Origin of the sequence: Klebsiella ornithinolytica (assembly GCF_030505655.1) — a bacterium.
In the GTDB taxonomy this organism is placed as follows: Bacteria; Pseudomonadota; Gammaproteobacteria; order Enterobacterales; family Enterobacteriaceae; genus Klebsiella; species Klebsiella ornithinolytica.
The window spans coordinates 2,234,633-2,256,565 of the sequence record NZ_CP130153.1 but is presented as its reverse complement, the minus strand read 5'-3'; the positions used below and the strand labels follow the sequence as shown (position 1 = coordinate 2,256,565).

General features: G+C 60.3%; 18 protein-coding genes and 2 pseudogenes. 4 read left to right on the top strand and 16 right to left on the bottom strand.

All coding sequences use genetic code 11. The annotated features are described in order from the left end of the window. Nucleotides 1-52: 52 nt before the first annotated feature. Nucleotides 53-1,210: a M20 aminoacylase family protein gene (locus tag Q1L34_RS10535; RefSeq protein ID WP_152308722.1), complete on the bottom strand. Its 1,158-nt coding sequence runs from the start codon at nucleotides 1,208-1,210 to the stop codon at nucleotides 53-55. A gap of 289 nt (nucleotides 1,211-1,499) precedes the next feature. On the opposite strand from Q1L34_RS10535, the gene Q1L34_RS10530 reads away from it, so the two are divergent. Further along, complete coding sequence (locus Q1L34_RS10530) at nucleotides 1,500-2,702, top strand: MFS transporter (RefSeq protein ID WP_327204494.1); 1,203 nt, start codon at nucleotides 1,500-1,502, stop codon at nucleotides 2,700-2,702. A 57-nt stretch (nucleotides 2,703-2,759) separates the two neighbouring features. Here the strand turns inward: Q1L34_RS10530 and Q1L34_RS10525 are convergent, their stop codons facing one another. The 8 genes from Q1L34_RS10525 to Q1L34_RS10490 all read right to left on the bottom strand — a co-directional run bounded on the left by Q1L34_RS10525 (nucleotide 2,760) and on the right by Q1L34_RS10490 (nucleotide 9,916). Further along, the gene (locus Q1L34_RS10525; RefSeq protein ID WP_004863080.1) at nucleotides 2,760-3,482 is read right to left on the bottom strand and encodes an amino acid ABC transporter ATP-binding protein; all 723 of its coding nucleotides are present in this window, start codon (nucleotides 3,480-3,482) and stop codon (nucleotides 2,760-2,762) included. After that, on the bottom strand, nucleotides 3,469-4,233 hold the full coding sequence (locus Q1L34_RS10520) for an amino acid ABC transporter permease (protein ID WP_004863083.1): 765 nt from the start codon (nucleotides 4,231-4,233) through the stop codon (nucleotides 3,469-3,471). The genes Q1L34_RS10525 and Q1L34_RS10520 overlap by 14 nt, the downstream gene beginning before the upstream one ends. Before the next feature lie 65 nt (nucleotides 4,234-4,298). After that, nucleotides 4,299-5,066: a basic amino acid ABC transporter substrate-binding protein gene (locus Q1L34_RS10515; protein WP_004863087.1), complete on the bottom strand. Its 768-nt coding sequence runs from the start codon at nucleotides 5,064-5,066 to the stop codon at nucleotides 4,299-4,301. A 95-nt stretch (nucleotides 5,067-5,161) separates the two neighbouring features. Then, nucleotides 5,162-6,061 (bottom strand): MurR/RpiR family transcriptional regulator, encoded by a 900-nt coding sequence (locus Q1L34_RS10510; protein ID WP_327204493.1) that lies wholly within the window; start codon nucleotides 6,059-6,061, stop codon nucleotides 5,162-5,164. Further along, nucleotides 6,058-7,011 (bottom strand): iron-siderophore ABC transporter substrate-binding protein, encoded by a 954-nt coding sequence (locus tag Q1L34_RS10505; RefSeq protein WP_004863094.1) that lies wholly within the window; start codon nucleotides 7,009-7,011, stop codon nucleotides 6,058-6,060. Before Q1L34_RS10505 ends, Q1L34_RS10510 begins: the two co-directional genes overlap by 4 nt. Before the next feature lie 15 nt (nucleotides 7,012-7,026). After that, on the bottom strand, nucleotides 7,027-8,079 hold the full coding sequence (locus Q1L34_RS10500; RefSeq protein ID WP_004863097.1) for a FecCD family ABC transporter permease: 1,053 nt from the start codon (nucleotides 8,077-8,079) through the stop codon (nucleotides 7,027-7,029). Beyond that, entirely contained in the window at nucleotides 8,076-9,098 is a 1,023-nt protein-coding gene (locus tag Q1L34_RS10495) for a FecCD family ABC transporter permease (RefSeq protein ID WP_004863100.1), read from the bottom strand. The genes Q1L34_RS10500 and Q1L34_RS10495 overlap by 4 nt, the downstream gene beginning before the upstream one ends. Next, the gene (locus Q1L34_RS10490) at nucleotides 9,095-9,916 is read right to left on the bottom strand and encodes an ABC transporter ATP-binding protein (RefSeq protein ID WP_071359544.1); all 822 of its coding nucleotides are present in this window, start codon (nucleotides 9,914-9,916) and stop codon (nucleotides 9,095-9,097) included. The genes Q1L34_RS10495 and Q1L34_RS10490 overlap by 4 nt, the downstream gene beginning before the upstream one ends. 516 nt (nucleotides 9,917-10,432) lie before the next feature. On the opposite strand from Q1L34_RS10490, the gene Q1L34_RS10485 reads away from it, so the two are divergent. Continuing rightward, nucleotides 10,433-12,502: a TonB-dependent siderophore receptor gene (locus tag Q1L34_RS10485; RefSeq protein WP_086817543.1), complete on the top strand. Its 2,070-nt coding sequence runs from the start codon at nucleotides 10,433-10,435 to the stop codon at nucleotides 12,500-12,502. Between the two features lie 67 nt (nucleotides 12,503-12,569). Here Q1L34_RS10485 and Q1L34_RS10480 read toward each other — a convergent pair whose 3' ends face one another. The 7 genes and pseudogenes from Q1L34_RS10480 to Q1L34_RS10450 all read right to left on the bottom strand — a co-directional run bounded on the left by Q1L34_RS10480 (nucleotide 12,570) and on the right by Q1L34_RS10450 (nucleotide 19,636). Continuing rightward, complete coding sequence (locus Q1L34_RS10480) at nucleotides 12,570-13,358, bottom strand: ABC transporter ATP-binding protein (RefSeq protein WP_064356970.1); 789 nt, start codon at nucleotides 13,356-13,358, stop codon at nucleotides 12,570-12,572. Next, entirely contained in the window at nucleotides 13,352-14,347 is a 996-nt protein-coding gene (locus tag Q1L34_RS10475; RefSeq protein WP_004863112.1) for an ABC transporter permease, read from the bottom strand. The genes Q1L34_RS10480 and Q1L34_RS10475 overlap by 7 nt, the downstream gene beginning before the upstream one ends. Next, nucleotides 14,328-15,374 carry an ABC transporter substrate-binding protein gene (locus Q1L34_RS10470; protein ID WP_088402116.1) on the bottom strand — a complete coding sequence of 349 codons (1,047 nt, stop codon included), beginning with the start codon at nucleotides 15,372-15,374 and terminating at the stop codon, nucleotides 14,328-14,330. The genes Q1L34_RS10475 and Q1L34_RS10470 overlap by 20 nt, the downstream gene beginning before the upstream one ends. After that, the gene (locus Q1L34_RS10465; RefSeq protein WP_327204492.1) at nucleotides 15,371-16,345 is read right to left on the bottom strand and encodes an ABC transporter substrate-binding protein; all 975 of its coding nucleotides are present in this window, start codon (nucleotides 16,343-16,345) and stop codon (nucleotides 15,371-15,373) included. The genes Q1L34_RS10470 and Q1L34_RS10465 overlap by 4 nt, the downstream gene beginning before the upstream one ends. An 11-nt stretch (nucleotides 16,346-16,356) precedes the next feature. Further along, nucleotides 16,357-17,444 (bottom strand): annotated as a pseudogene (locus tag Q1L34_RS10460) (acyl-CoA dehydrogenase family protein). A 70-nt stretch (nucleotides 17,445-17,514) separates the two neighbouring features. Further along, nucleotides 17,515-18,601: pseudogene (locus tag Q1L34_RS10455) on the bottom strand (LLM class flavin-dependent oxidoreductase); the annotation flags it as partial. Nucleotides 18,602-18,742: 141 nt separating this feature from the next. After that, nucleotides 18,743-19,636: a LysR family transcriptional regulator gene (locus tag Q1L34_RS10450; RefSeq protein ID WP_004863127.1), complete on the bottom strand. Its 894-nt coding sequence runs from the start codon at nucleotides 19,634-19,636 to the stop codon at nucleotides 18,743-18,745. A 107-nt stretch (nucleotides 19,637-19,743) separates the two neighbouring features. Here Q1L34_RS10450 and Q1L34_RS10445 point away from each other — a divergent pair, with 107 nt between their 5' ends. Continuing rightward, entirely contained in the window at nucleotides 19,744-20,340 is a 597-nt protein-coding gene (locus tag Q1L34_RS10445; protein WP_004863130.1) for a cysteine dioxygenase family protein, read from the top strand. A gap of 1 nt (nucleotide 20,341) precedes the next feature. Then, nucleotides 20,342-21,922 (top strand): rhodanese homology domain-containing protein, encoded by a 1,581-nt coding sequence (locus Q1L34_RS10440; RefSeq protein WP_075808455.1) that lies wholly within the window; start codon nucleotides 20,342-20,344, stop codon nucleotides 21,920-21,922. The last annotated feature ends 11 nt before the right edge of the window (nucleotides 21,923-21,933 follow it).

Sequence of the window (21,933 nt, the reverse complement as noted above, 5' to 3'; positions counted from 1 at the left end):
AGAGGCATCGCCTCTCCCTTTCACGGCGATCGCAACAGGTTCCGCCGTGGCGTCAGCCCGCCGGCAGCAGTTTTTCCACCAGCGCCGTCCACAGCGTCACGCCGTGTTCAATCAGATCGTCGTTAAAATCATAGCCGGCATTATGCAGCGGTTTCGACGGCGTTTCGCCATCGGTACCGATCCAGAAATAGGCGCCAGGGCAGGCCTCCAGCATGCAGGCAAAATCCTCCGACGCCATCGACGGCGCGATCTGCACGCTCACCGCCGCCTCGCCCAGTACCGCCACCGCCGCCTCGCGCACCTTTAGCGCCTCCGCGCGATGGTTTTTGGTCACCGGATAGCCGGGATACCAGGCAATGCTCCCCTGCACGTCGGAGACCTGCGGCTGCGTACTGACATAGTGCGCAATCAGCCCTTTCACTCGTTCACGCACCCGGTTGCTCAGGCAGCGGAAGGTGCCGCGCAGCACCACTTTGTCCGGTAAAACGTTAATCGCTTCACCGCCATTAATCTGGGTAATGCTGACGACCGCCGACTCTTGCGGCGACAGGCGACGCGAGGGGATCGTCTGCAGGGCCATAATCAGCTGCGCGGCGGCGACAATCGGATCGGCGCCGCTTTCCGGCATCGCCGCATGGCAGCTTTTGCCGGTCAGGGTGATTTCAAACGCATCCAGCGAGGCCATCATCGGCCCTTCGTTAACCGCCACGTGCCCCAGCGGCAGCCCGGGCCAGTTATGCAGCGCGTAGATACCGTCCATCGGGAAACGTTCAAATAGCCCCTCTTCCACCATCTTGCGCGCACCGCCGAGGTTCTCCTCGGCCGGTTGAAAAACAAAATGCACCGTCCCGCGAAAGCGGCGGGTCTGCGTCAGATGCGCGGCGGCGGCCAGCAACATAGCGGTATGACCATCGTGGCCGCAGGCGTGCATCACGCCCGGATTACGGGACTTGTAGCTGACGTCACCCAGTTCAGTAATCGGCAGCGCGTCCATATCGGCGCGCAGGCCGATAACCGGCCCGGGGCCGTTCTCCAGGGTGGCCACCACCCCGGTACCTGCCAGCCCGCTATGCACCTGCAGGCCAAAAGATGTCAATAATTCAGCGACGCGACGCGAGGTTTTCTGTTCCTGGTAGCCCAGCTCCGGGCAGGCATGAAAATCACGACGCCAGCGGATGGCCTCGGCGATCGATGAAGGCGATACTGCCATGTGTTACTCCTTTCCTGCACAGCATCAACGCTGAACGAGTATGAAATCGGGATACATTTTATGCATGCGCCCGTCGCTGGCGGAATGCCCTCTTCGTTATATCCTTTCGCCAGCGCGCTGACAACACTCCCCGGAGGCCCGAACGGCGCGTTTTGCCGGGTGCCCGCACCCGCGTATCAATATTAGTAGTCATTTCAACGGTGACAGCGCGCATACGATTAATTAATATTCAGGGTCGTCGGCACTTTGCCGGATTATCCACCTGTTGACTTCCGTTATCGGGAATAAAATGTTTAACCCAGACCAGAATCGCCTTGCCCCCACGCTGGCGATGATTATGGCCGCGTCATTAGTGGGATTTATCACCGGTTATACGGTGCCTTTAATCAGCCTTGAACTTGCGCAGCAGCAGATAGACACGGTCTATGTCGGCCTGCTGGCCGCACTGCCGCCGGCGGGGATGATGCTCTCGTCGTTTCTCTCGCCCGCGCTGTGCCGTCGTTTTGAGATGGGCACCCTGCTCACGGCCAACCTGATCCTGCTGGCGCTCGCCACCATCGCCTCCTGTCTGACCGTCGATCTGCTGCCGCTGCTGCTGCCGCGCTTTCTGACCGGTATCGCCTCCGGGGTGATCATCGTGCTTGGCGAAAGCTGGATAACCGGCGGCGCGGCGGGTAAAAACCGCGCGACGCTGACCGGTATTTACGCCTCGGCATTCACCGGCTGCCAGCTGGCCGGGCCGCTGCTGATCTCTGCCGGCGCCGATTATCAAATCTGGGTGCTATTGGCCGTCGTCGGTCTGACCGCAGCCTGTCTGTTGATGCTGCGCCATCTGCCGAGCGGAAGTCGCGAAAGCCTCTCTGAACGCGCCAGCTGGCGTAGCCTGGGCGCGTTTTTACCGGTTCTGGCGTCCGGCGTCTTCTGCTTCGCCTTCTTCGACGCCAGCATTCTGGCGCTGCTGCCGCTCTACGGGATGGGTAAAGGGCTGAACGAAGCGATGGCGGTCCTGCTGGTGACCATTGTGCTAACCGGCGATGCCTTCTTCCAGGCGCCGCTGGGCTGGGTGGCCGACAAATTTGGTATCCGCCGCGTGCATCTGAGCTGCGCGGCGGTGTTTTGCCTCGCCCTGGTGGCGCTGCCATTCCTGCTGGCGTCGCCTGTACAGCTTATCGTCGGGTGTCTGATCCTTGGCGCGGCGGCGGGGGCGCTATATACGCTCTCGCTGGTGCGCGCCGGTAAAACCTTCAGCGGGCAGAAGCTTATTATGATCAACGCGCTGCTGGGCTTTTTCTGGTCGGCGGGCAGCGTTGCCGGGCCGGTTGTCAGTAGCCTGCTGATCAGCGTCTCCGGCTATGATGGCCTGCTGATCGCCCTGCTGGCCTGCGGAGTGTTGTTCCTGCTGATTCAGTGCCTGGGGAAAACGGAGAAAACGCTGCTGGCGAATGAACGCCAGGACCGCGATGACGACGATGCTCAGACTGAAACCGCCTGAGATGCAACGGCAAGCGCCATCAGCGGATGCTCCCTGATGGCGCGCCGTCGTACGGTATTATAATACCTTGCTTAAAAAGGCCGCGGTGCGCGGATTGACCGGAGCGGTAAAGATCTGCTCTGGTCTCCCCTCTTCCTGAATAATGCCCTGATCGATAAAGATAACCCGGTCAGCCACTTCACGGGCAAAGCCCATCTCGTGCGTGACGATAACCATCGTCATCCCTTCGCTGGCGAGATTTTTCATCACTTCCAGCACGTCGCCCACCAGCTCGGGGTCCAGCGCAGAGGTCGGCTCATCAAACAGCATAATCGAAGGCTTCATCGCCAGCGCGCGGGCAATGGCCACCCGCTGTTGCTGGCCGCCGGAGAGACTGGAGGGCCAGGCGTCACGCTTATCGCTTAATCCAACCTTCGCCAACAGCTCCTCCGCCAGCAGCACCGCCTGCGAACGGCTCACGCCGTGCAGGTTGACTGGCGCCATGATCAGATTTTCCAGCACCGTCATATGGGGGAACAGATTAAAGCGCTGAAATACCATGCCAACGCTTTCCCGCATCTTGTTCAGATCGGTGCTGCGGTCGTGGGCGGCAAAGCCGTTGACTTCGACGATGCCTTCGCTGACGCTTTCCAGCGCATTCATACAGCGCAGGAACGTGCTTTTTCCGGAACCCGACGGCCCGATAATACAGACCACTTCCTGCGGTTTAATATCGCAGCTGATGCCCCGCAGTACGTGGCTGTCGCCGAAACGTTTGTGCAGATTATTAATGTGAATCACTTTTGCCAAACCTCTTTTCCAGACGGTTAACCAGCTGCGCCAGCAGGAAGGTAATGACCCAGTAGACCAGAGAAATGGTCAGGTAGGGTTCCCAGTAGGTGGCATAGGCGCCGGACACGGTACGCGCGGCATAGGCCAGATCGGCAAGACCAATCGCCGAAGCCAGCGAAGAGTCTTTGACGATGGCAATGGCATTGTTCCCCAGCGGCGGCAGGATCCGCCGAAAGGCCTGCGGCAGAATCACCTGGCGCATGGTTTTCCACCACGGCATCCCCAGCGCGCGTGAGGCTTCCATCTGCCCCTTATCAATCGACTGAATCCCGGCGCGGAAGATTTCCGAGACATAGGCCCCGGCATTAAGGGTAATGGCCACGATACAGGAGAGAAACGCGCCGTAGTTAGAACGCAGTTCGCGGGCGAAATCGGCGCTCATCAGCCCATGGCTGACCAGCAGACCGTCACGCGGGTTGATAAACAGCGGCACCAGCGCGAAGTGCACCACCATAATCTGCACAAACAGCGGGGTGCCGCGAAACGCGCTGACGTAAACGCGCACCGGATACTGCACCAGATAGCGCAGCACATATTTCCACGCGCCGTGTTCCGCTTTCGCCATACGCCCAAGGCCCAGCGTCAGGCCCCACAGAGTACCGAGGATCACGCAGATAATGGTACATTTAATGGTCATCAAGGCGCCGTCCATAAACAGCGGACCGTACTCCTCGATGATCTCCCAACGGAATCCCGTCATAGTGCTTCCCTAAAAAATACGGCTATCGCACGCGTCGATAGCCGTCATGAAAACCAAAAGATGAATTATTGCGCAGGCAGCGTCGGGACGTTGTCGTCAAACCAGGTTTTATAGATTTTGGCGTAGGTGCCGTCGGCGACGATTTTCTTCAGACCGGCGTTGATTTTCGCCTGCAGCTCAGCGTTGCCTTTGGCCACCGCAATACCGAAATACTGACGTTCAAACCTGGCGTCCGGCACCAGCCTGAACTGCTTCTCCGGGTGCTGTTTGATGTAGTATTTCACCACGCCCACATCGCCCACCGCCGCGCTGACGCCGTCTTCAAACAGCTCCTGCAGCATCAGCGGGGTATTATCAAAACGCTTAATAGAGGTGCTGTTTTTACCCAGCACATCAGAGACCACGATATCGCCGGTGCTGGAGTTCACCACGCCGACCTTCTCACTCTTCAGCGCTGCCAGGGAGGTCACTTTGGAGTCTGCCGGCACCACGATGGACTGTTCAGCCGGGAAGTAAGGAGCGGAAAAATCAACCATCTGTTTACGCTTATCGGTGATGGTTATCCCGGAGATAATGATGTCGCGGTCGCCGGAGCCGAGAGTGGCGAAGATCCCTTCCCACGGGGTATTCACCAGCTTGATATTAAAGTTTTCCGCTTTGGCGATCGCTTTGATGATATCGATATCAAAACCTTCCAGCTGCTTCTGGCTGTTTTCATATTCAAACGGGCGGTAGGTCCCGCCGGAACCGACAACGTACGTCTCCTGTGCCGCCTGCGCGCTCCCTGCCAGAGCCACCAACAGACAGCACGCCTTCATCCATTTCCCCATCATGACAACCTCTTTTTATGCATTAATTTTGCATAAAAATACACATCATCACGATTACTTGCAACAGGAAACCTTTCAGCCTGTGAATTATCGCGTACTTAGCTGCGTTTACCGCCGGATTTACCAATCGCTTTATGCAGTTCGTTAATGCGCTTCATTGATTTCATGGTCCGCTGCGGCGTGGTGGTCGCCACCGACAGCACCAGCATTTCGAGACAGACCAGCACCGTACCGTGCAGCGGTACCCGGCCGTTATCGCCGCCGCGCGGAACGTCGATCACCACCTGCGCCTCCTGGCTGAAGCGTGAGTCCACCGCCTGGGTTAACAAAATCGTCGGGATCCCCAGCCGCCGGGCTTCACGCAGCGCGGTCATCCCTTCGCGATGCGGCGATTTTTGTCCCATCATAATCATCACATCGCCGCGCTGCAGACCGATCAGCTGCTCGGCAAGGCTGAAGCCGGTGCGGTTGAGCACGCTGGACGGTAATCCGATACGGCTGAACAGCCTGCCGGTGTACTCCGCCAGAATCCCCGATGCCCCGATGCCGAAAATCGCCACCTGCCGCGCTTCGCTGAGTAGCGCTACCGCCTGGGCGACGGCGGCGCGATTGGTGGGGCGAGAGAGCACTTCACAGGCGCGTTGATGGCCCTCCAGCACAAAATCAATGCTCGAATTCACATCGCAGGAGAGCGCATTCACCGTTGACAGCATCTTCTCCGATGAGGTGATGGAGGGGCCGAACCAGCGCTCCATGGTCTGCTTCAGTTCGCGCAGTCCGGCAAAGCCCAGCGCCTGAATGGCCCGCACCACCGTGGCATCCGAAGTCTGAGTCGCCGCGGCGATCTCCATCGCCGTGCGCTCCAGCACCACTTCCCGGTTTTCGTTGATATAGCTGACGACCGCCAGCTGCCGCGGCGAGAGCTGGTGCGCCCGGGCGCGAAAGCGTTCGCCGAACAGGTCGACCCGCCCTTTCTCTCTTTTTACCGGGGTTTTCATTTCAGCTCCGCCGGCAGCGGCCGACCGGCAATGTGCGACTGCACCTGTGCCACCATCAGGGTCAGAGCGGCAAAGGAGTTGGAGATAACCTCCTCACGCGGCAGCAGGATATAGCGACCGGTGCGGCAGGCACGCATAAAGTCGCACCAGCCGGGCATCACCCCTTCCATCGCCTGCAGCTCCTCCTGCGGTTTACCGCCGGTATCCGAGCGCCAGGTAGCAAAAACAAAATCTGCATCCAGCTCCGGCAGCTGTTCGGCGCTGACGTCAATACGCTGGCCGTCAGGGATCTTGTCGATCAACGGCGGAAAACGAAACCCGGCGTCGCGCAGTACCCGTCCCAGCGCGTGGTAAGAGTGGTGAACGGTGACTTTACCATTGTTGGCCTGAATAACCGACACCGTGATGTTGCGGGTATCCACCATCGCTTTGAGCTGGGCTATCTGCGTCTGATAGCGGCGCTCAAGAATGGCCAGCCGCGCTTCGCTGCCGGTGAGCTGCGCCAGCTTGCTGTAAATTCGCGGCGCGCTGCCCTGCAGATGGTCAATGCTGACCGTCGGTGCAATCTTCGCCAGCTGTTCCACAGAGACGTGGCGACTCGGTTCGGTAATAATCAGATCCGGCTTCGCCGCTGCAACGGCTTCGAGGTCAATATCCGCGGTGCCGATAAACTGAATCGCGCTGTTATCAAAATCGACCCCGGTCAGCTGGGCGCTGGAGCGCAGATAGTGGCTACCGTCGGGGCGGGTGCGCCCGTGGCTGGCCACCGGCGGCACGCCAAGCTCAATCAGCGGAATCGTGATATCCAGGTCGTGCATCGAGACGATACGCTGCGGATGCAGCGGCACCGTCACCACCCGCCCTAAATCATCAGTAAACGTTTGTGTTTGACGCTCGGCGGCGCCGGTCACGCCCGCCGCTAACAACAGCAAAGAAATAAGCCAACGCATAGCAACCCTTCTACATTACAGGGCGTCACGACGACGCCACAGCAGCAAGATAAAAAACGGACACCCCACCAGCGCAATAACAATTCCGGCCGGAATTTGCAGCGGCGCGAAGGCCAGACGGCCGAGAGTATCGGTAAACAGCACCAGCAGCGCGCCAATCAACGCGCTGCCGCACAGGAGCGACACCTGACCACCGCGCAGCAGAAAGCGTGCCATGTGCGGCGCCATCAGCCCCACAAAACCAAGGCTACCGACGCAGGAGACGCTGGCGGAGGTGAGCAGCACCGGCGCAAAAAAGCGCAGCAGGGTCAGCTGCTGCAGGCGTACGCCGAGTCCCACGGCGGTACGGTCGCCAAGCAGCGCCACATCCGCCGCCCGGGCGGTCAGAAACAGAATCAATGTCCCCGGCAACGCCCACAAAAAGGCCACCAGCAGCAGCGTCCAGGTTGCCGCATGCAGACTGCCGGCAAGCCAGATCATCGCCGTTTGCACATCGCGCACATCGGCGGTGGTCATAAAAATGCCGACCGCCGCCGCCAGCGTCCAGGAGACGCCGATACCGATCAGAATGAAGCGCGGCCGCGAGCAATCCCGGGCCAGAACCAGCACCAGCAGCGCCACCAGCGCCCCGCCGAGAATGCCCGCCAGCGGCCGCCAGACCAGCCCGACGGCGGGAAAGAACAGAATCAACGCCAGCACGACCACGCTGGCCCCTTCTTTGACGCCAATCAGCCCCGGATCCGCCAGTCCGTTTCGGGTGATGCTCTGCATCGCCGCCCCCGCCAGCCCGAGCATGGCGCCGCACAGCAGCGCCATCAGCAGCCTGGGAAGGCGAATATCAAACAGGATAAAGCGTGACTGGTCGCCAACATTTTCCGGGGCAAAGAGCGCACGCGCCAGGGTACCGGCAGGCAGCGGGAAGCTGCCGCGCGTCAGGCCAAAGCTTGCCAGAAGCAGAATGGCAATAATCAGCACCGCGGCGATGTTCAGCGCCGCAGGACGCAGGAGCAGATGGCAGCTCCCCGCGCGAAGGGGCCGGAAACCGGCACGGCGCACCGCGTTTTTCATTTAAAAAACCTCGCCGCGATAAAGATAAATACCGGAGCGCCAACCAGCGCAGTCATCGCCCCGGTCGCCAGCTCCTGCGGCGCCACCAGGGTGCGGGCGGCGATATCCGCAAACAGCAGCACCAGCGCCCCGACCGGCGCCGCCAGCGGCAGCGCCAGACGAATATCTTCGCTGATCAGGCGACGAATAACGTGTGGCACCACCAGTCCGACAAAACCGATCGGCCCGGCGACCGCCACTGCCGCACCGCACAGTAGCGCAATAGCACCCAGCCCCAGCAGTCGGGTCTGAAGAATGTTCACTCCCAGCCCCAGCGCCACCTTGTCGCCCAGCGCCAGAACGTTCAGGCGAGGCGCGATAAGCAGCGCGAGCAGGCCACCGGCCAGCGCCGGAAGCGTCGCCGATCGTAAAACTGGCCAGTTGAGTCCGGCAAGATCGCCTGCCAGCCACGTGCGCATCGCCAGCAGCGTTTGTTCATCCAGAATCAGGATCGCGGCGGTGACCGCCGAGGCAAAGGCGGAGAGCGCCACGCCACAGAGCGTGATGCGTAGCGGCGTCGCCCCGCCGCGCCCGGAGGTCGCCAGCAGCATGACGCCGCCAAACAGCAGCGCAGCGCCGCCGGCGGCAATCAGCGGGCGACCTGACGTCATTCCGCTCAGACCCAGCGCCGATGTTGCGACTACCGCCAGTGAGGCGCCGGCATTAAGCCCCAGAATATGCGGTTCCCCCAACGGGTTACGAATCACCGTCTGCAGCAGCACTCCGGCGACGCCCAGCGCCGCGCCGGTCAACAGCGCCGCCGCGAGGCGAACCAGACGCAGCTCGACAATAATCCGCTGGTCAAAATTACGTGGATCGTAGTGAAACAGCGCCTGGAGCACCGTCTCCGGCGCAATCCAGCGAGCCCCCAGTCCCAGCTGCACCACCGAACCGACAATCAGCAGCAGCGTCAGGAGCGCGAGCGCGCGTTTTGGCCGCGCCTGGCGGCGGCGGTGCAACAGCAGCGCGGAGGCGCTCATTGGGCTTCCTCCTGCCGCGCGCGAAAGGGCATAAAAAAGGGTTTACCGGTCTGCGGGTTGAGCGACATCTGGACCTCAACGTCAAACACGGTTTTGATCAGCTCCGGGGTACAGCTGGCGTTTTCGTCCACGACCCCGGCAATACGCCCTTTCTTGAGGAACACCAGGATATCGGCATAGTTCACCGCAAAGTTAAGGTCGTGCAGCACGGTGACCACCGTGCGTCCATGGTCACGGGTCAGGGTTTGCAGCAGTTCGAGGATATCGACCTGATAGCGCAAATCGAGCCAGGTGGTCGGCTCGTCCAGCAGAATCGTCGGCGTTTCCTGCGCCAGCGCCATCGCAATCCAGCAGCGCTGGCGCTGGCCACCGGAGAGGCTGTCTACCGGCAGATGGGCAAATTCGGCGGTGCCGGTCAACGCCATCGCCTCTTCTACCGCCCGCTCGTCGGCATCAGACCACTGGCGCATCAATCCCTGCCAGGGGTAGCGACCGCGGGAAACCAGCTCAAAGACCGTTAATCCTTCGGGAGTGAGCGGCGACTGAGGCAGAATCCCCAGCTGACGTGAAACCGCCCGGGTCGGCATAGTGTGAATCGTCTGACCATCCAGACGCACGCTGCCGCCAAGCGGTTTCAGCATGCGGGCAATCGTCGACAGCAAGGTAGATTTACCGGAGCCGTTAGCCCCGGCCAGTACCGTCATTTTACCGTGAGGGATCGTCAACTGAATATCATCGACAATCAGGGTCTGGCCGTATCCGGCCGACAGGGAATCCAGCACGATTCCCTGCTCTGCAGGCATCACCCGCTGTGGCATAACTCGCTCCTGCGCCGCAACGGCGTGGCATCAGCCAGCACGTTCTGCACTCAAACAAAAATAAATCTCATTCTCTTTTGATCATGCTGCGGATGAATGTAGTAGTCAATACTCTGTTTTATCGGACATAAATTGCCTGCACTACCAGGATTCCTGCATAAAGAAGTTTAAATTTTTTACATAAAAAACAAAAAATTAGCTCAAAAAAACGGGTAAGAAAAAGCGCCACAATCACCGATCCTGCAACGGTTAATTTTTTATCTTACATAACATTTACTACTACATTCTCTCGTGATTGAATGATTCTCAATTACATGTCTGAACGCAAATCATCGCGACCAACAGGCAGATAATATTTTTAAGGGCAATGATTTAATTGGCTTTTTCTGTCTGCAAAGGACAGATTCGTTCACGAGAAACAGACAAATGACGCGATCAACGATCCCTTTCACAACGCTGAAAGGGCGAGCTCTTTTTTCACTGATATTTTTGGGTTCTTTTACCTCACCGGGATTAATTGCAGCAGAAAACAGCGCCAGCAAAGAGAAAACGGCTGGCGACGAAACCATGACGGTGGTCGCCGCGGGTGCTCAGAGCGACACCAACGGCTATCAGCCGGTTGCCAGCTCAACGGCGACCCTGACGTCGATGCCGCTGTTGGATATTCCGCAGGTGGTAAATACCGTCAGCGACAAGGTGCTGGAAGATCAGCACGCCACTACCCTTGACGAGGCGCTGTATAACGTCGCCAACGTCGTCCAGACCAACACCCTCGGCGGGACCCAGGATGCCTTTACCCGCCGCGGTTTTGGCGCCAACCGCGACGGCTCAATCATGACCAACGGTCTGCGTACCGTTTTGCCGCGCAGCTTTAATGCCGCCACCGAACGCGTAGAAGTACTGAAAGGCCCGGCCTCCACGCTGTACGGCATTCTTGACCCCGGCGGATTGATTAACGTCGTCACGAAACGCCCGGAGAGAACCTTCGGCGGATCGATTTCCGCCACCTCCAGCAGCTTTGGCGGCGGTACCGGCCAGTTTGACGTCACCGGCCCCATCGAAGGCACGCGGCTGGCCTACCGGATCATCGGCGAGTACCAACATGAGGATTACTGGCGCAACTTTGGTAAAGAGAAAAGCAGCTTTATCGCCCCTTCCCTGACCTGGTTTGGCGACAGGGCGACGGTGAACGTGTCGTACTCCCATCGCGACTACAATACTCCGTTCGATCGCGGTACCATCTTCGATCTTAATACCGGTCACGCGGTCAACGTCGATCGGAAAACGCGCTTTGACGAGCCGTTTAACGTGACCGATGGTTATTCCGATCTGGCGCAGCTGAACGCCGAATATCGCCTGAACGATGCCTGGACCGCCCGCTTTGACTACAGTTACAGCCAGGATCACTACAACGATAACCAGGCCCGGGTGACGGCCTACGATTCGGCCACCGGCGATCTGACCCGCCGCGTTGACGCCACCCACGGCTCAACGCAAAAGATGCACACAACTCGCGCCGATTTACAGGGCAACGTGGTCGTCGGCGGGTTTTATAACGAAGTCCTCACCGGCATCGCCTATGAGAATTACGATCTGCTGCGCACCGATATGATCCGCTGTAAGAATGTGAAAGGGTTTAATATTTATAACCCGGTCTACGGCACTGTCGGCACCTGCAGCACCGTTTCGGACTCCGATAGCGATCAGCGTATTCAGCAGGAGAGCTACGCCGCCTACGTTCAGGATGCGCTCTATCTGACCGACAAGTGGATTGCCGTCGCCGGGATGCGCTATCAGTATTACACCCAGTACGCCGGCAAAGGGCGTCCGTTCAACGTCAACACCGACAGCAGCGACCAGAAATGGACGCCGAAATTTGGTCTGGTGTATAAGCTCACGCCAACCGTGTCGCTGTTCGGTAACGTGGCGCAGTCGTTTATGCCGCAGTCATCGATCGCCAGCTACATCGGCAATCTGCCGCCCGAAGAGTCTACATCCTATGAAGTGGGCGCCAAGTTCGATCTGTTAAGCGGTATCACCGCCAACATCGCGCTGTTTGATATCCATAAACGCAACGTGCTGTACACCGAAGCCGTCGGCGATGAGACTGTCGCCAAGACCGCCGGGAAAGTGCGTTCACGCGGCGTCGAGGTGGATCTGGCCGGTTCGATTACCGATAACCTGAGCGTGATCGCCAGCTACGGCTATACCGACGCGAAAGTGCTCGACGATCCTGACTATGCCGGTAAGCCGCTGCCCAACGTCCCGAAACACACCGGTTCGTTGTTCCTCAGCTACGACATCCATAACGTCTACGACAGCAATACGCTGACCGTCGGCGGCGGCGGTCGCGCGGTGAGCAAACGCTCCGGCACCAACGGCGCGGACTATTATCTGCAGGGCTACGCGGTCGCCGATGTCTTCGCCGCCTATAAGATGAAGCTGCAATATCCGGTGACGCTGCAGGTTAACGTGAAGAACCTGTTTGATAAGACCTACTACACCTCATCCATCGCCACAAACAACCTGGGCAATCAGATTGGCGATCCGCGGGAAGTGCAGTTTACGGTGAAAATGGACTTCTGATCGCATCACCACGCCCGGACAGCGCCATCGCGGCCTGTCCGGGTCCATCCGTTGCTCCTGCGCCAGACTACCAGTCCTCCGCCTGCCCCAACATGCGTAAAATATCCTGTCGGTGCTGCAACAGCTGCGGGTTATCCCGATGCCGGGGAAAGGCCAGCGGTAGCGTAAATTCTCCAATGATACGCCCCGGCCGCGGCGACATCACCAGCACGCGTTCGCATAGCAGCAGCGCCTCTTCAATGTCATGGGTCACCAGCAGGCTGGTGTAGCCCTGCTGCTGCCAGAGCGTAATCAGCTCGCGCTGCATGCCGATGCGGGTCAGCGAGTCCAGTTTGCCGAGGGGCTCATCGAGCAGCAGTAAACGCGGCTCGTTGAGCAGCGCGCGCGCCAGCGCGGCCCGCTGGGCCATCCCGCCGGAAAGCTGCCGGGGCCACGCCTGGCTGAATCCCTGCAGACCGATACGCGTTATCAGCGCATCGGCCTGCGCTTCACGCCCTTTTTTGCCCTGCGCCTGCGGCCCCAACAGCACATTTTGCCGCACCGTCAGCCACGGATAGAGCGTCGGATCCTGAAACACCAGAATGCGGTCGGGCCCCGGACCGCCCATCGGCGCGTCATCTATCCGGATCTGCCCGCCCTGCATGGGTTCCAGTCCCGCCAGTAGCCGCAGCAGCGTCGACTTACCGCAGCCCGAAGGTCCCAGTAGCGCCACGCTCTCTCCCGGACGCAGCCGCAGACTGATATTTTCCAGCACCGGCACCGTTTCCCTGCCGAGGGAAAAGGCATGGTGCAAATGGTGAATCTCGATGCCCGCGCCAACCCGGGCGCTGTTCTGGGATGCCGCTGTCGCTACCATGTCATCCCTCCTCGCTGCCACTTCAGCAGCCGATCGCGCACCATAAACAGCCCGCTTATCAGGCCGGAACAGAGAAAGGCCATGACCAGCAGCGCGGCATACATATTGGGGTAAGCCGCCCAGCCCTGCGCCCACTGCAAATAAAAACCGATGCCCGATTTCACGCCAACCATTTCAGCGACGATCAGCACTGAGAACGATGCGCCCAGCCCCATGAACAAGCCGACAAACACATTCGGCAGCGAGGCGGGAATCGCCACCCGTAAAATCAGAAAACGCTGGCTGGCCCCCAGCGTGCGGGCGACGTCATACCAGGCTTTATCGATACTCATGACCCCGGACCAGGTCAGCACGGTGACCGGAAACCAGGTACTCAGCGCAATCAGAAACACGCTTGCCCCAAAGCTGGAGGGAAAAATAAACAGGCATAGCGGCAAGAGCGCCGTTGAGGGCACCGGGCCAAGCAGGCGCAGGACCGGATGCAGCCAGTAGCCGATACGCTGCGACCAGCCAATCGCCAGCCCGCTGATAAAACCGCAGGAGGTGCCGAGCAGCACCCCAAGCCCGAGCAGCCCCAGAGAGTGCAGCAGACTATCCAGCAGCCGCGGCCAGTCGTCGACCAGGACTTCGATCAGCGCCTGCGGCGGCGCAAAAAACGGCACCGGCAGGATCGCTGTTTTTGCCGTCAGCCACTGCCATAACGTAAACAGCAGCGGCAGCAGCGCCAGCCACTTTCCGGCCGCGAGCAGACGACCGCCCCGCTGATGCCAGTAGCGGCAACTTAGCGCCAGCGCCAGCAGTCCACCGGCGATGGCGAGCTGACTCATCGCCCACCCCGCGCTGTAGGGCCAGCGTCGCCCGACATCCGGCCACGCCAAAGTAAACATCCCGCCCGCCAGCCACAGCGCGGCGGCCAGCAGCCCTTCAGACCACAACGGATAGCGCCCCCCGGCGCGCGACAGCGCCCGATCAGGCGAATACGTTGGCATAAATACTCTCCGCAAACTGGTGAGGATTGGTCCCCGGTTTGATCACCTGTACCCGCTGCAGATCGCTCACGTACTGGGTCAATTCATTCACAAAGGCTTCTCCTACGGCGTGGTGTCCATGCCCCTGGCCATGAAGGATCCCCGAGACTTCGGCCTCATCGGTGTTTAATGCATGGGCCATGAACGATTGCGCCACGCTTTCGGGGTGAGCCGATGCGTAGCTGTGCGCCTCGAGAATCGCCTGGGTCAGCGCGGCGGCAACCGGTTTGTGATCCCGGGCCAGCGCCCCGCTTACCCCCAGCACGCAGCAGCTCAGGTTGGCGTAATCGCCGCTCATATTGCTGGCGATCAGCTGATATTTCCCGCTTTGCAGCAGGCGGAAGCTGAAGGGCTCGCTGCCGCTGATGGCGGCAATCTCCTGCTTATCCAGCGCGATACTGAGCAGATCCGCCGGGTAAACTTTCCACTGCACGTCGCTTATCGGATCGATGCCATGGCGTTTGAGCAAAATAGCGAAGAAGTTTTTGTCCGGTCCGGCCATATCGGTGACGCCAATCGTCTGCCCTTTCAGACTCTCCAGGCCGCCAAACGGCGAATTTTTTGCCGTCAGCAGATTCAGACAGCCGCCGTGCGTTCCGGCCGTCAACTTGACGTCAAAACCCTGCTCCAGCGCCTTCAACCAGCGCAGCGCCATCCCGACGCCGGCATCGGCCTTGCCGGTCGCGATGGCCTCCAACAGCACATCGGTCGAGTTGCCGAAGTTAACGAACTCAACCTCAAGATTGTATTTGCTGAAAAACTTCTGCTGCTCAGCGACCGCCACCGGCGCGAGGCAAACCGCGCTCTTGTTGATGGCCAGCTTCAGCTTGTAGGGTTCCGCCAGCCGCAGCGCCAGGTTTTCACCGTTTCCGCCCTCCGCCGGTATCGTGGTCATCGTATGCGCCCACAGCGGCCAGGCGGCCGCTGCCAGCATGGTTCCACCGCTGAGCTGTAAAAAGCGGCGGCGTGAGAAAGCGGACTGATTCATGGTCTGTTCTCCTGAGCGGCCGGGACATCAGGCAGCGTAAATCGGGTATCAAAGGTCGGCGTGACATCCAGCTTCGCGCGAATCAGACCATTGGCCTGATAAAAGTCGGCGGTCGCCTGCTGCTGTTCAATGGTGCGCGAGTCCAGACGCTGCCACTGCGACTGGCGGTTAGCAAACTGCGCCCGGGCAATGTCCGGCGGGAAACGGATGATGTCACCAAGGGTTTTGCCATAGCTCTCGAGATTGGCGTAAGCCCAGCGCTCCGCCCCAGCCAGGCGGGTGAGATAATCCTGTAGCGCCGCGCGCTTAGCCGGATCCTTTAAGCTTTCATCCGTTGCCGCCAGAAACGTATTCCCCGGCAGCAGCCCTTTACCGCTCACCAGAATCTGACCTTCGGCGGTTTTCACCAGCTGGGTGGTATAGGGTTCCCAGGTCGCCCAGGCATCGACCGAGCCGTTGAGTAAAGCCACTTTGGCATCGACCGGGCCGAGAAATACCCACTGCACCTCTGTCGGTGAGATCCCCGCCTGCTGCAGGGCTTTCAGCGCCACGTAATGACCGATCGAACCTTTCCCGGTGGCGATCCGCTTACCTTTTAAATCCGCGGCGCGCTTTAGCGATCTTCCCGGAGGAACCAGCACGGCCGTGCCCGCCGGGTTGCTTTTATCGACGGCAATGGCCTTTACCGGCGCGCCGTTGGCGAGGGCAAATAACAGCGGCGCATCGCCAATAATCCCGGCGTCTACCGCGCCGGCGTTCAGCGCTTCCGCCAGCGGTGCGGCGGCCGGAAACTCAGCCCACTTGATCTCATAGCCAAGGTTTTGCAGCGCGTTGGCCGCTTCGAGCTGCGAGCGCATGCCCCCTTTCTGATCGGCAATTCGCAGGGTGATGCGCTCCTGCGCCGACGCCAAAGCGCTCAGCGCCAGCAGCGAGAGCCCCGCGGCCAATCTTGTTATTGTTCGTTCGTGCATAAACATTATCCTTATGATTGAAAAGCGTGTTGACCCGCCGCCTGCCACGCGCTGTCGCTCTGCGGCGTATGCACGCGCCCGCACAGCACGTTGCGATAGTGGCGTTCAAGAGGATGTTGTCGGCTAAGGCCATGATTGCCGGTAAGCTCCAGCGCCAGAGTCACGACCTGCACCGCGTTGTCGGTAATGGTGACCTTGGCCAGATTGGCCTCGGTGGCGGTCAATTCCAGTCCGGCGGCCTGTTGCAGCAGACAGCGGTTCGTCAGCAGCCAGCCTTCTATCTGACCTGTTTTTTCCTGCACACGCGGTAGACGGGAGAGCGGGTGCCCGAGGTTGGCCGGCGCCCGCGTACTTAGCCAGCCCAGCAACCAGTCCCGCGCCGCGCGGGCCACGCCGTCATAGATCGCGGCTAACAGCGCGGTCTGTCGATTGGCGAAGAGACGGAAACGTTCGGCATCCGCGGCGGGAGGCGCAGATGCCGGCCAGATATCCACCGCATTTTGCCGGGGGATCGGTACATTTTTCAGTATCACTTCATGGCTGCCGGTCGCGCGCATTCCGGCATGGTCCCAGCTTTTAATAATGGTGACACCGTCACTTTCTCGCGGTACCAGCCAGGTGCCGACCTGCGGGTCGAGATCGTCGCTTCGTGCCCAGATAGCCAGCCAGCTCAGCCCTTCAACGCCGGTGGTATAGAGTTTGTGTCCGTTAAGACGCCAGCCGTCGGCGGTACGTGTTGCAACCGTCTGCGGCAGCCCCCGCGCGCCGGCGAGCCGAGTTCAGGTTCAACCCTCAGGCTGTTGATCAATCCCCCCCGCTCGACGGCATCGCGATAGACCTGCCGACGCAGCGGTTCCGCCCAGCCGTCGCTCTCCGCCAGACGCAGATGATGCAGATACTGCATACAGACGATCAGCGCCGTCGCCGGTTCCCCCCACGCAATGGCGGTAATCGCCTGCTGCAGCCGGGCCAAATCCGCCCCCGCCCCGCCATACTGCGCCGGCGTGGCAAGGCTCAGAAAACCGCTCTGATGCAGGAGCGCGAGATTGTGGTGGGGAAAATCGCCGCTGCGGTCAAGCTCTGCCGCCTGTTCGGCCATCTGCTGACGAATGTGGGTTAGCTGCCGCAACCAGTCGGCCTGCGGCCGCAGGGGCTGTTGACCGGAAAGCGTCACGATGCGCGCTCCTGAATCGCGCGCTGAGCCGCTTTTTCGCGAGCAATCGGCAGCAGAGCCTTCCCGTATTCCCGCGCATCGTTTAATGGATCGAAGCCGCGAATCAGGAAGTTGCGCACCCCGAGGTCGTAATAATCCAGCAGCGCATCGGCAACCTGTTCCGCCGTTCCGACCAGCGCGGTGGAGTTATGGCCGCCGCCAACCAGTTTCGCAATACCGGTCCACAGACGTTTATCCACCACATTTCCCTGTTCTGCCGTGGCCCGCAGGCGCCGTGCCCCTTCGCTGTCTGGCTTCGCTTTGAAACCCTGGCCCGCCTGCGCCGCCCGTTCGGAAGCGACATGTAAAATATGCTCGGCCTTCTCCCAGGCCTGCGCTTCGCTGTCGGCAATAATCGGCCGGAATGAGACGCTAAAATCAATGTGGCGCTGATGCTTCGCGGCTTCGGCCCGCACCCGACGGATGGTCTCCGCCGTTTGCCCTAACGATTCGCCCCACAGGGCAAAAACATCAGCATGTTTACCGGCTACCGCAATGGCGGCCTCGGACGAGCCGCCGAAGTAGATCGGAATGTGCGGTTGTTGCAGCGGGCGGATTGCCGACCACGCCTGCTCGGCCTGATAAAAGTCATTGTCGATATCAACGGGCTGTTCCGCAGTCCAGACTTTTCGCACCGTATCCAGGAAAGCATCGGTACGCGCGTAGCGCTCGTCATGGTTGAGGTAGTCACCATCCCGACGCTGTTCGGCATCGTTGCCGCCGCTGATGATATGCACCGCCAGACGCCCGCCGAGCAGATGCTCCAGGGTAGCAAACTTACGTGCCGCCAGCGTCGGCGAGACGAATCCCGGGCGATGGGCCAGCAGAAAATTGATTTTCTCCGTCGATAACCCGGCCAGCGCGGTAACCAGAAAGCCATCCGGCTGATCGGACCAATGCCCCACCAGCAGGCGATCGAAGCCGGCCGCTTCGTGAGTTTGCGCAAAGCGCACGATATAGTCGCGGTCAAAAACCGGTCCTGCCGGGGCGATGGTTTCGGATGAGAGGCGATGGCCGATCATCCCGAGAAACTGAATGCTCATAACATAACTCCTTGCGTCGGGTAACGGTGGCCGCAGCGGCGGCGCCTGTCGTTACCCTATACATCGGCAGTTAATGAGCAAAATGCATTTTTATCATATCTTAATATGCAAAATTAGCATTTTGGTAATTTAATATACTATTCAGTCAGATAGAGTTAACTGCTGGACGATTTTCCCGGCAAAAAAAGTGAACGGCTGCTGTAGATTCGCCAGATTCTGTGCGCTCACCTGCCACAAGCAGACCGCCGGCTGGAAATCGGCTAACGTCAGGGCTGTCACCTCATCGCGCCACGGGCTGGCGGCCAGCGCCGCACGCGGCACCAGACCCAACCCTTGACCCTGAGCGACGAGGCCAATTTGCAGGTGAGCGCCCGCTGTTTCGACGTTCAGCTGAAGCCGCAGCCCCTGAGCCTGTAGTTCACGAATTAACCCTGCCCGCAGTCCGCAGCCGTCAGGGTTAAGCACCCAGCCCTGAGACGCGCAGTCCCGCAGTTCAGCGGCCTGCAGGCGCAGGCTTTTCGCCGCAATCACCACAATATCCAGCGAACACAGCAACCGGCCGACATAGCCGTCGGCAAAGACCTGCTGTGCCGGCCCCATCGCCAGCATGCCATCCAGCTCGACACTCTCGAGCCGCTTTTGCAGCAACCCGCTCCAGCCGCAGGTGACCTGCGGCTGGAGCTGCGGAAACTGCTGGCGTAGCGCCAGCAGCGCCGGCTGAAGCGCAATTTCCGCCACGCTCTGCGGTACGCCGAGGCGCAAAATACCGTGCGGTTCGGCCTGCGGATCCAGCAGCCCGTACAGCTTTTTTGTCTCCCGCTTGATGCTCAGGCATTGCTCATAAACCCGGTGCCCGGCAGCAGTTAGCGTCAACGGCCGGGTCTGGCGCTCCAACAGAGTCACCCCGAGAGTTTGCTCCAGACGCTGCAGCCGTCGGGTAATGGCCGACTGGGTAATTCCCAGATATTCCGCCGCCTGATTGAGGGAAGAAAACTGTACCGTCGCCAGCAGGGCGTCAATGTCGTCGATGCGCATAGAATCCTTAATGTGAATTTTGCATATTAATATATGCGTAAATTGCATTTAAATAATATTAACGCCTTTGTTAGCGTAATGACCAGTCCCTCTGACAGGAACCGTACATGACCGCACCACGACTGGAAAAACTACGCCATTTTATTCAAGAAGTTGATGCCCTTCATCGGCAGTTCACTGACGAATCGCCTCTGCTGGAGGCGGTGGCGCAGCGCCTGGCGCGGCTGGTCCGGCAGGATGACTGGCTGCCGGACGAGTACGCGTTGCCGCATCCCCACCACTATCAGCAATACCTGCTGCACGCCGATTCCGGACAACGCTTTTCGATCGTCAGCTTTGTCTGGGGGCCCGGGCAGGCCACGCCGATTCACGATCACCGCGTGTGGGGCGTCATCGGCATGCTACGCGGCGCGGAAGAGAATCAGCGCTATCGCCTCGATGCGACAGGCCTTCCGGTGGCCGACGGTATTGCCGGACGACTCTCCCCGGGCGAGGTCGAAAAAGTCTCCTCCCGCGATGGTGATATTCACCGCGTCAGTAACGCGCTGGCGGAGAGCGTGTCGATCAGTATCCATGTCTACGGCGGCAATATTGGCGCCGTTAAACGTGCCGTCTATACGCCGGAAGGTCTCATCAAACCCTTTATTTCCGGCTACTCCAATCGCCACTTACCCAATATCTGGGATTTCCCGAAGGATAATTAATATGCCCATCCACACTTATCGCCAGCCGGCACAAGTGCGCCAGTCGCTGCTCGACCACGCCGAACTGGCGCTGATTGACGTGCGTGAAGAAGCGGATTTTGCCACCGCTCACCCGCTGTTTGCGGCCAATCTTCCGCTGAGCAAGCTCGAGCTGGAGATCCACCGTCGGGTGCCGCGGCTGACGACGCCGCTCACCGTTTACGATAACGGCGAGGGGCTGGCCGCCCAGGCCGTCGATCGCCTGCGCGGCTGGGGATATCAAGATGTCGCGCTGCTGGAAGGCGGCCTGAAGGGTTGGCAGCGCAGCGGCGGCGCGCTCTTCCAGGACGTTAACTCCCCCAGCAAAGCGTTCGGCGAGCTGGTGGAGAGCCAACGGCAGACCCCCTCTCTGGACGCGGGAGAGCTGAAGGCGCTGATTGACAGCCGTCAGCCGGTGCTGATTGTCGACGCCCGACGGTTCGATGAGTATCAGACCATGAGTATTCCGGGCGGTATCAGCGTTCCCGGCGGTGAGCTGGCGCTGCGTATTGACGGACTGGTCGATTCGCCGCAGACGCCAATCGTCGTCAACTGTGCGGGACGCACCCGCAGCATTATCGGCGCCCAGTCGTTGATCAATGCCGGCGTGAGCAACCCGGTCTATGCCTTACGTAACGGCACCATCGGTTGGACGCTGGCCGGACTGGCCCTCGATCGCGACCAGCAGCGCCGCTATGCCGAGGAATCGCGGGCTTCGACGGCGCGTCTTCAGCAGGTCAGCCAGCTGGCGGAAAAAGCCGGAGTGGCGGTTATCGACCGGGCCACGCTCCGGCGCTGGCAGCAGCAGACCGACCGCACCACCTATCTTTTTGACGTCCGCAGTCCGGAGGAGTACGCCGCAGGTCACCTGCCGGGAAGCCTCAGCGCACCGGGCGGCCAGCTGGTCCAGGAGACCGATCACCACGCCAGCGTTCGCGGCGCACGTCTGGTCTTAGTGGATGATGATGGTATTCGCGCGGCGATAACCGCCTCGTGGCTGGCGCAAATGGGCTGGGAAACGGCAATCCTGCGCGGTCTGAGCGCGGCGAACTTTAGCGAACGCGGTGTACCGGCCGCCAGCCTGCCCGCGGCGCCTGCGGCAGAGGAGATCGACGCATCCCGGCTGGCGGCGCTGTTGCGCGAACCGGGAACGGTGGTTCTGGATTTCACCACCAGCGCCAACTATGTGGCGCGGCATATTCCCGGGGCATACTGGCTGATACGCTCGCGGCTGAAACAGGCGCTGGCGCTGATTCCCTCTGCCAGCCGTTACGTACTGACCTGTGGCAGCAGCCTGCTGGCACGCTACGCCGTCGACGAAGTGGCGGCGCTGACCGGCAAACCGGTGCAGGTATTAAGCGGAGGCACCGCCGGGTGGATCGCTTCAGGTCTGCCGCTGGAGCATGGCGCAACCCGTCTGATCAGCGCGCGTAGCGATCGCTATCGTCGCCCCTATGAAGGAACCGATAATTCCCGCGAAGCGATGCAGGCCTATCTGGAGTGGGAGTATGGCCTCGTGGCCCAGCTGGCAAACGACGGGACCCACGGGTTTACGGTACTGTAGCGCGGCAGCGC

What these genes read in the sequence shown, in the direction of transcription:
- Q1L34_RS10535 (WP_152308722.1), bottom strand. Translation starts at nt 1,210, where the DNA reads ATGGCAGTATCGCCTTCATCGATCGCCGAGGCCATCCGCTGGCGTCGT.
- Q1L34_RS10530 (WP_327204494.1), top strand. Translation starts at nt 1,500, where the DNA reads ATGTTTAACCCAGACCAGAATCGCCTTGCCCCCACGCTGGCGATGATT.
- Q1L34_RS10520 (WP_004863083.1), bottom strand. Translation starts at nt 4,233, where the DNA reads ATGACGGGATTCCGTTGGGAGATCATCGAGGAGTACGGTCCGCTGTTT.
- Q1L34_RS10515 (WP_004863087.1), bottom strand. Translation starts at nt 5,066, where the DNA reads ATGATGGGGAAATGGATGAAGGCGTGCTGTCTGTTGGTGGCTCTGGCA.
- Q1L34_RS10510 (WP_327204493.1), bottom strand. Translation starts at nt 6,061, where the DNA reads ATGAAAACCCCGGTAAAAAGAGAGAAAGGGCGGGTCGACCTGTTCGGC.
- Q1L34_RS10505 (WP_004863094.1), bottom strand. Translation starts at nt 7,011, where the DNA reads ATGCGTTGGCTTATTTCTTTGCTGTTGTTAGCGGCGGGCGTGACCGGC.
- Q1L34_RS10500 (WP_004863097.1), bottom strand. Translation starts at nt 8,079, where the DNA reads ATGAAAAACGCGGTGCGCCGTGCCGGTTTCCGGCCCCTTCGCGCGGGG.
- Q1L34_RS10495 (WP_004863100.1), bottom strand. Translation starts at nt 9,098, where the DNA reads ATGAGCGCCTCCGCGCTGCTGTTGCACCGCCGCCGCCAGGCGCGGCCA.
- Q1L34_RS10490 (WP_071359544.1), bottom strand. Translation starts at nt 9,916, where the DNA reads ATGCCACAGCGGGTGATGCCTGCAGAGCAGGGAATCGTGCTGGATTCC.
- Q1L34_RS10480 (WP_064356970.1), bottom strand. Translation starts at nt 13,358, where the DNA reads ATGGTAGCGACAGCGGCATCCCAGAACAGCGCCCGGGTTGGCGCGGGC.
- Q1L34_RS10475 (WP_004863112.1), bottom strand. Translation starts at nt 14,347, where the DNA reads ATGCCAACGTATTCGCCTGATCGGGCGCTGTCGCGCGCCGGGGGGCGC.
- Q1L34_RS10470 (WP_088402116.1), bottom strand. Translation starts at nt 15,374, where the DNA reads ATGAATCAGTCCGCTTTCTCACGCCGCCGCTTTTTACAGCTCAGCGGT.
- Q1L34_RS10465 (WP_327204492.1), bottom strand. Translation starts at nt 16,345, where the DNA reads ATGCACGAACGAACAATAACAAGATTGGCCGCGGGGCTCTCGCTGCTG.
- Q1L34_RS10450 (WP_004863127.1), bottom strand. Translation starts at nt 19,636, where the DNA reads ATGCGCATCGACGACATTGACGCCCTGCTGGCGACGGTACAGTTTTCT.
- Q1L34_RS10445 (WP_004863130.1), top strand. Translation starts at nt 19,744, where the DNA reads ATGACCGCACCACGACTGGAAAAACTACGCCATTTTATTCAAGAAGTT.
- Q1L34_RS10440 (WP_075808455.1), top strand. Translation starts at nt 20,342, where the DNA reads ATGCCCATCCACACTTATCGCCAGCCGGCACAAGTGCGCCAGTCGCTG.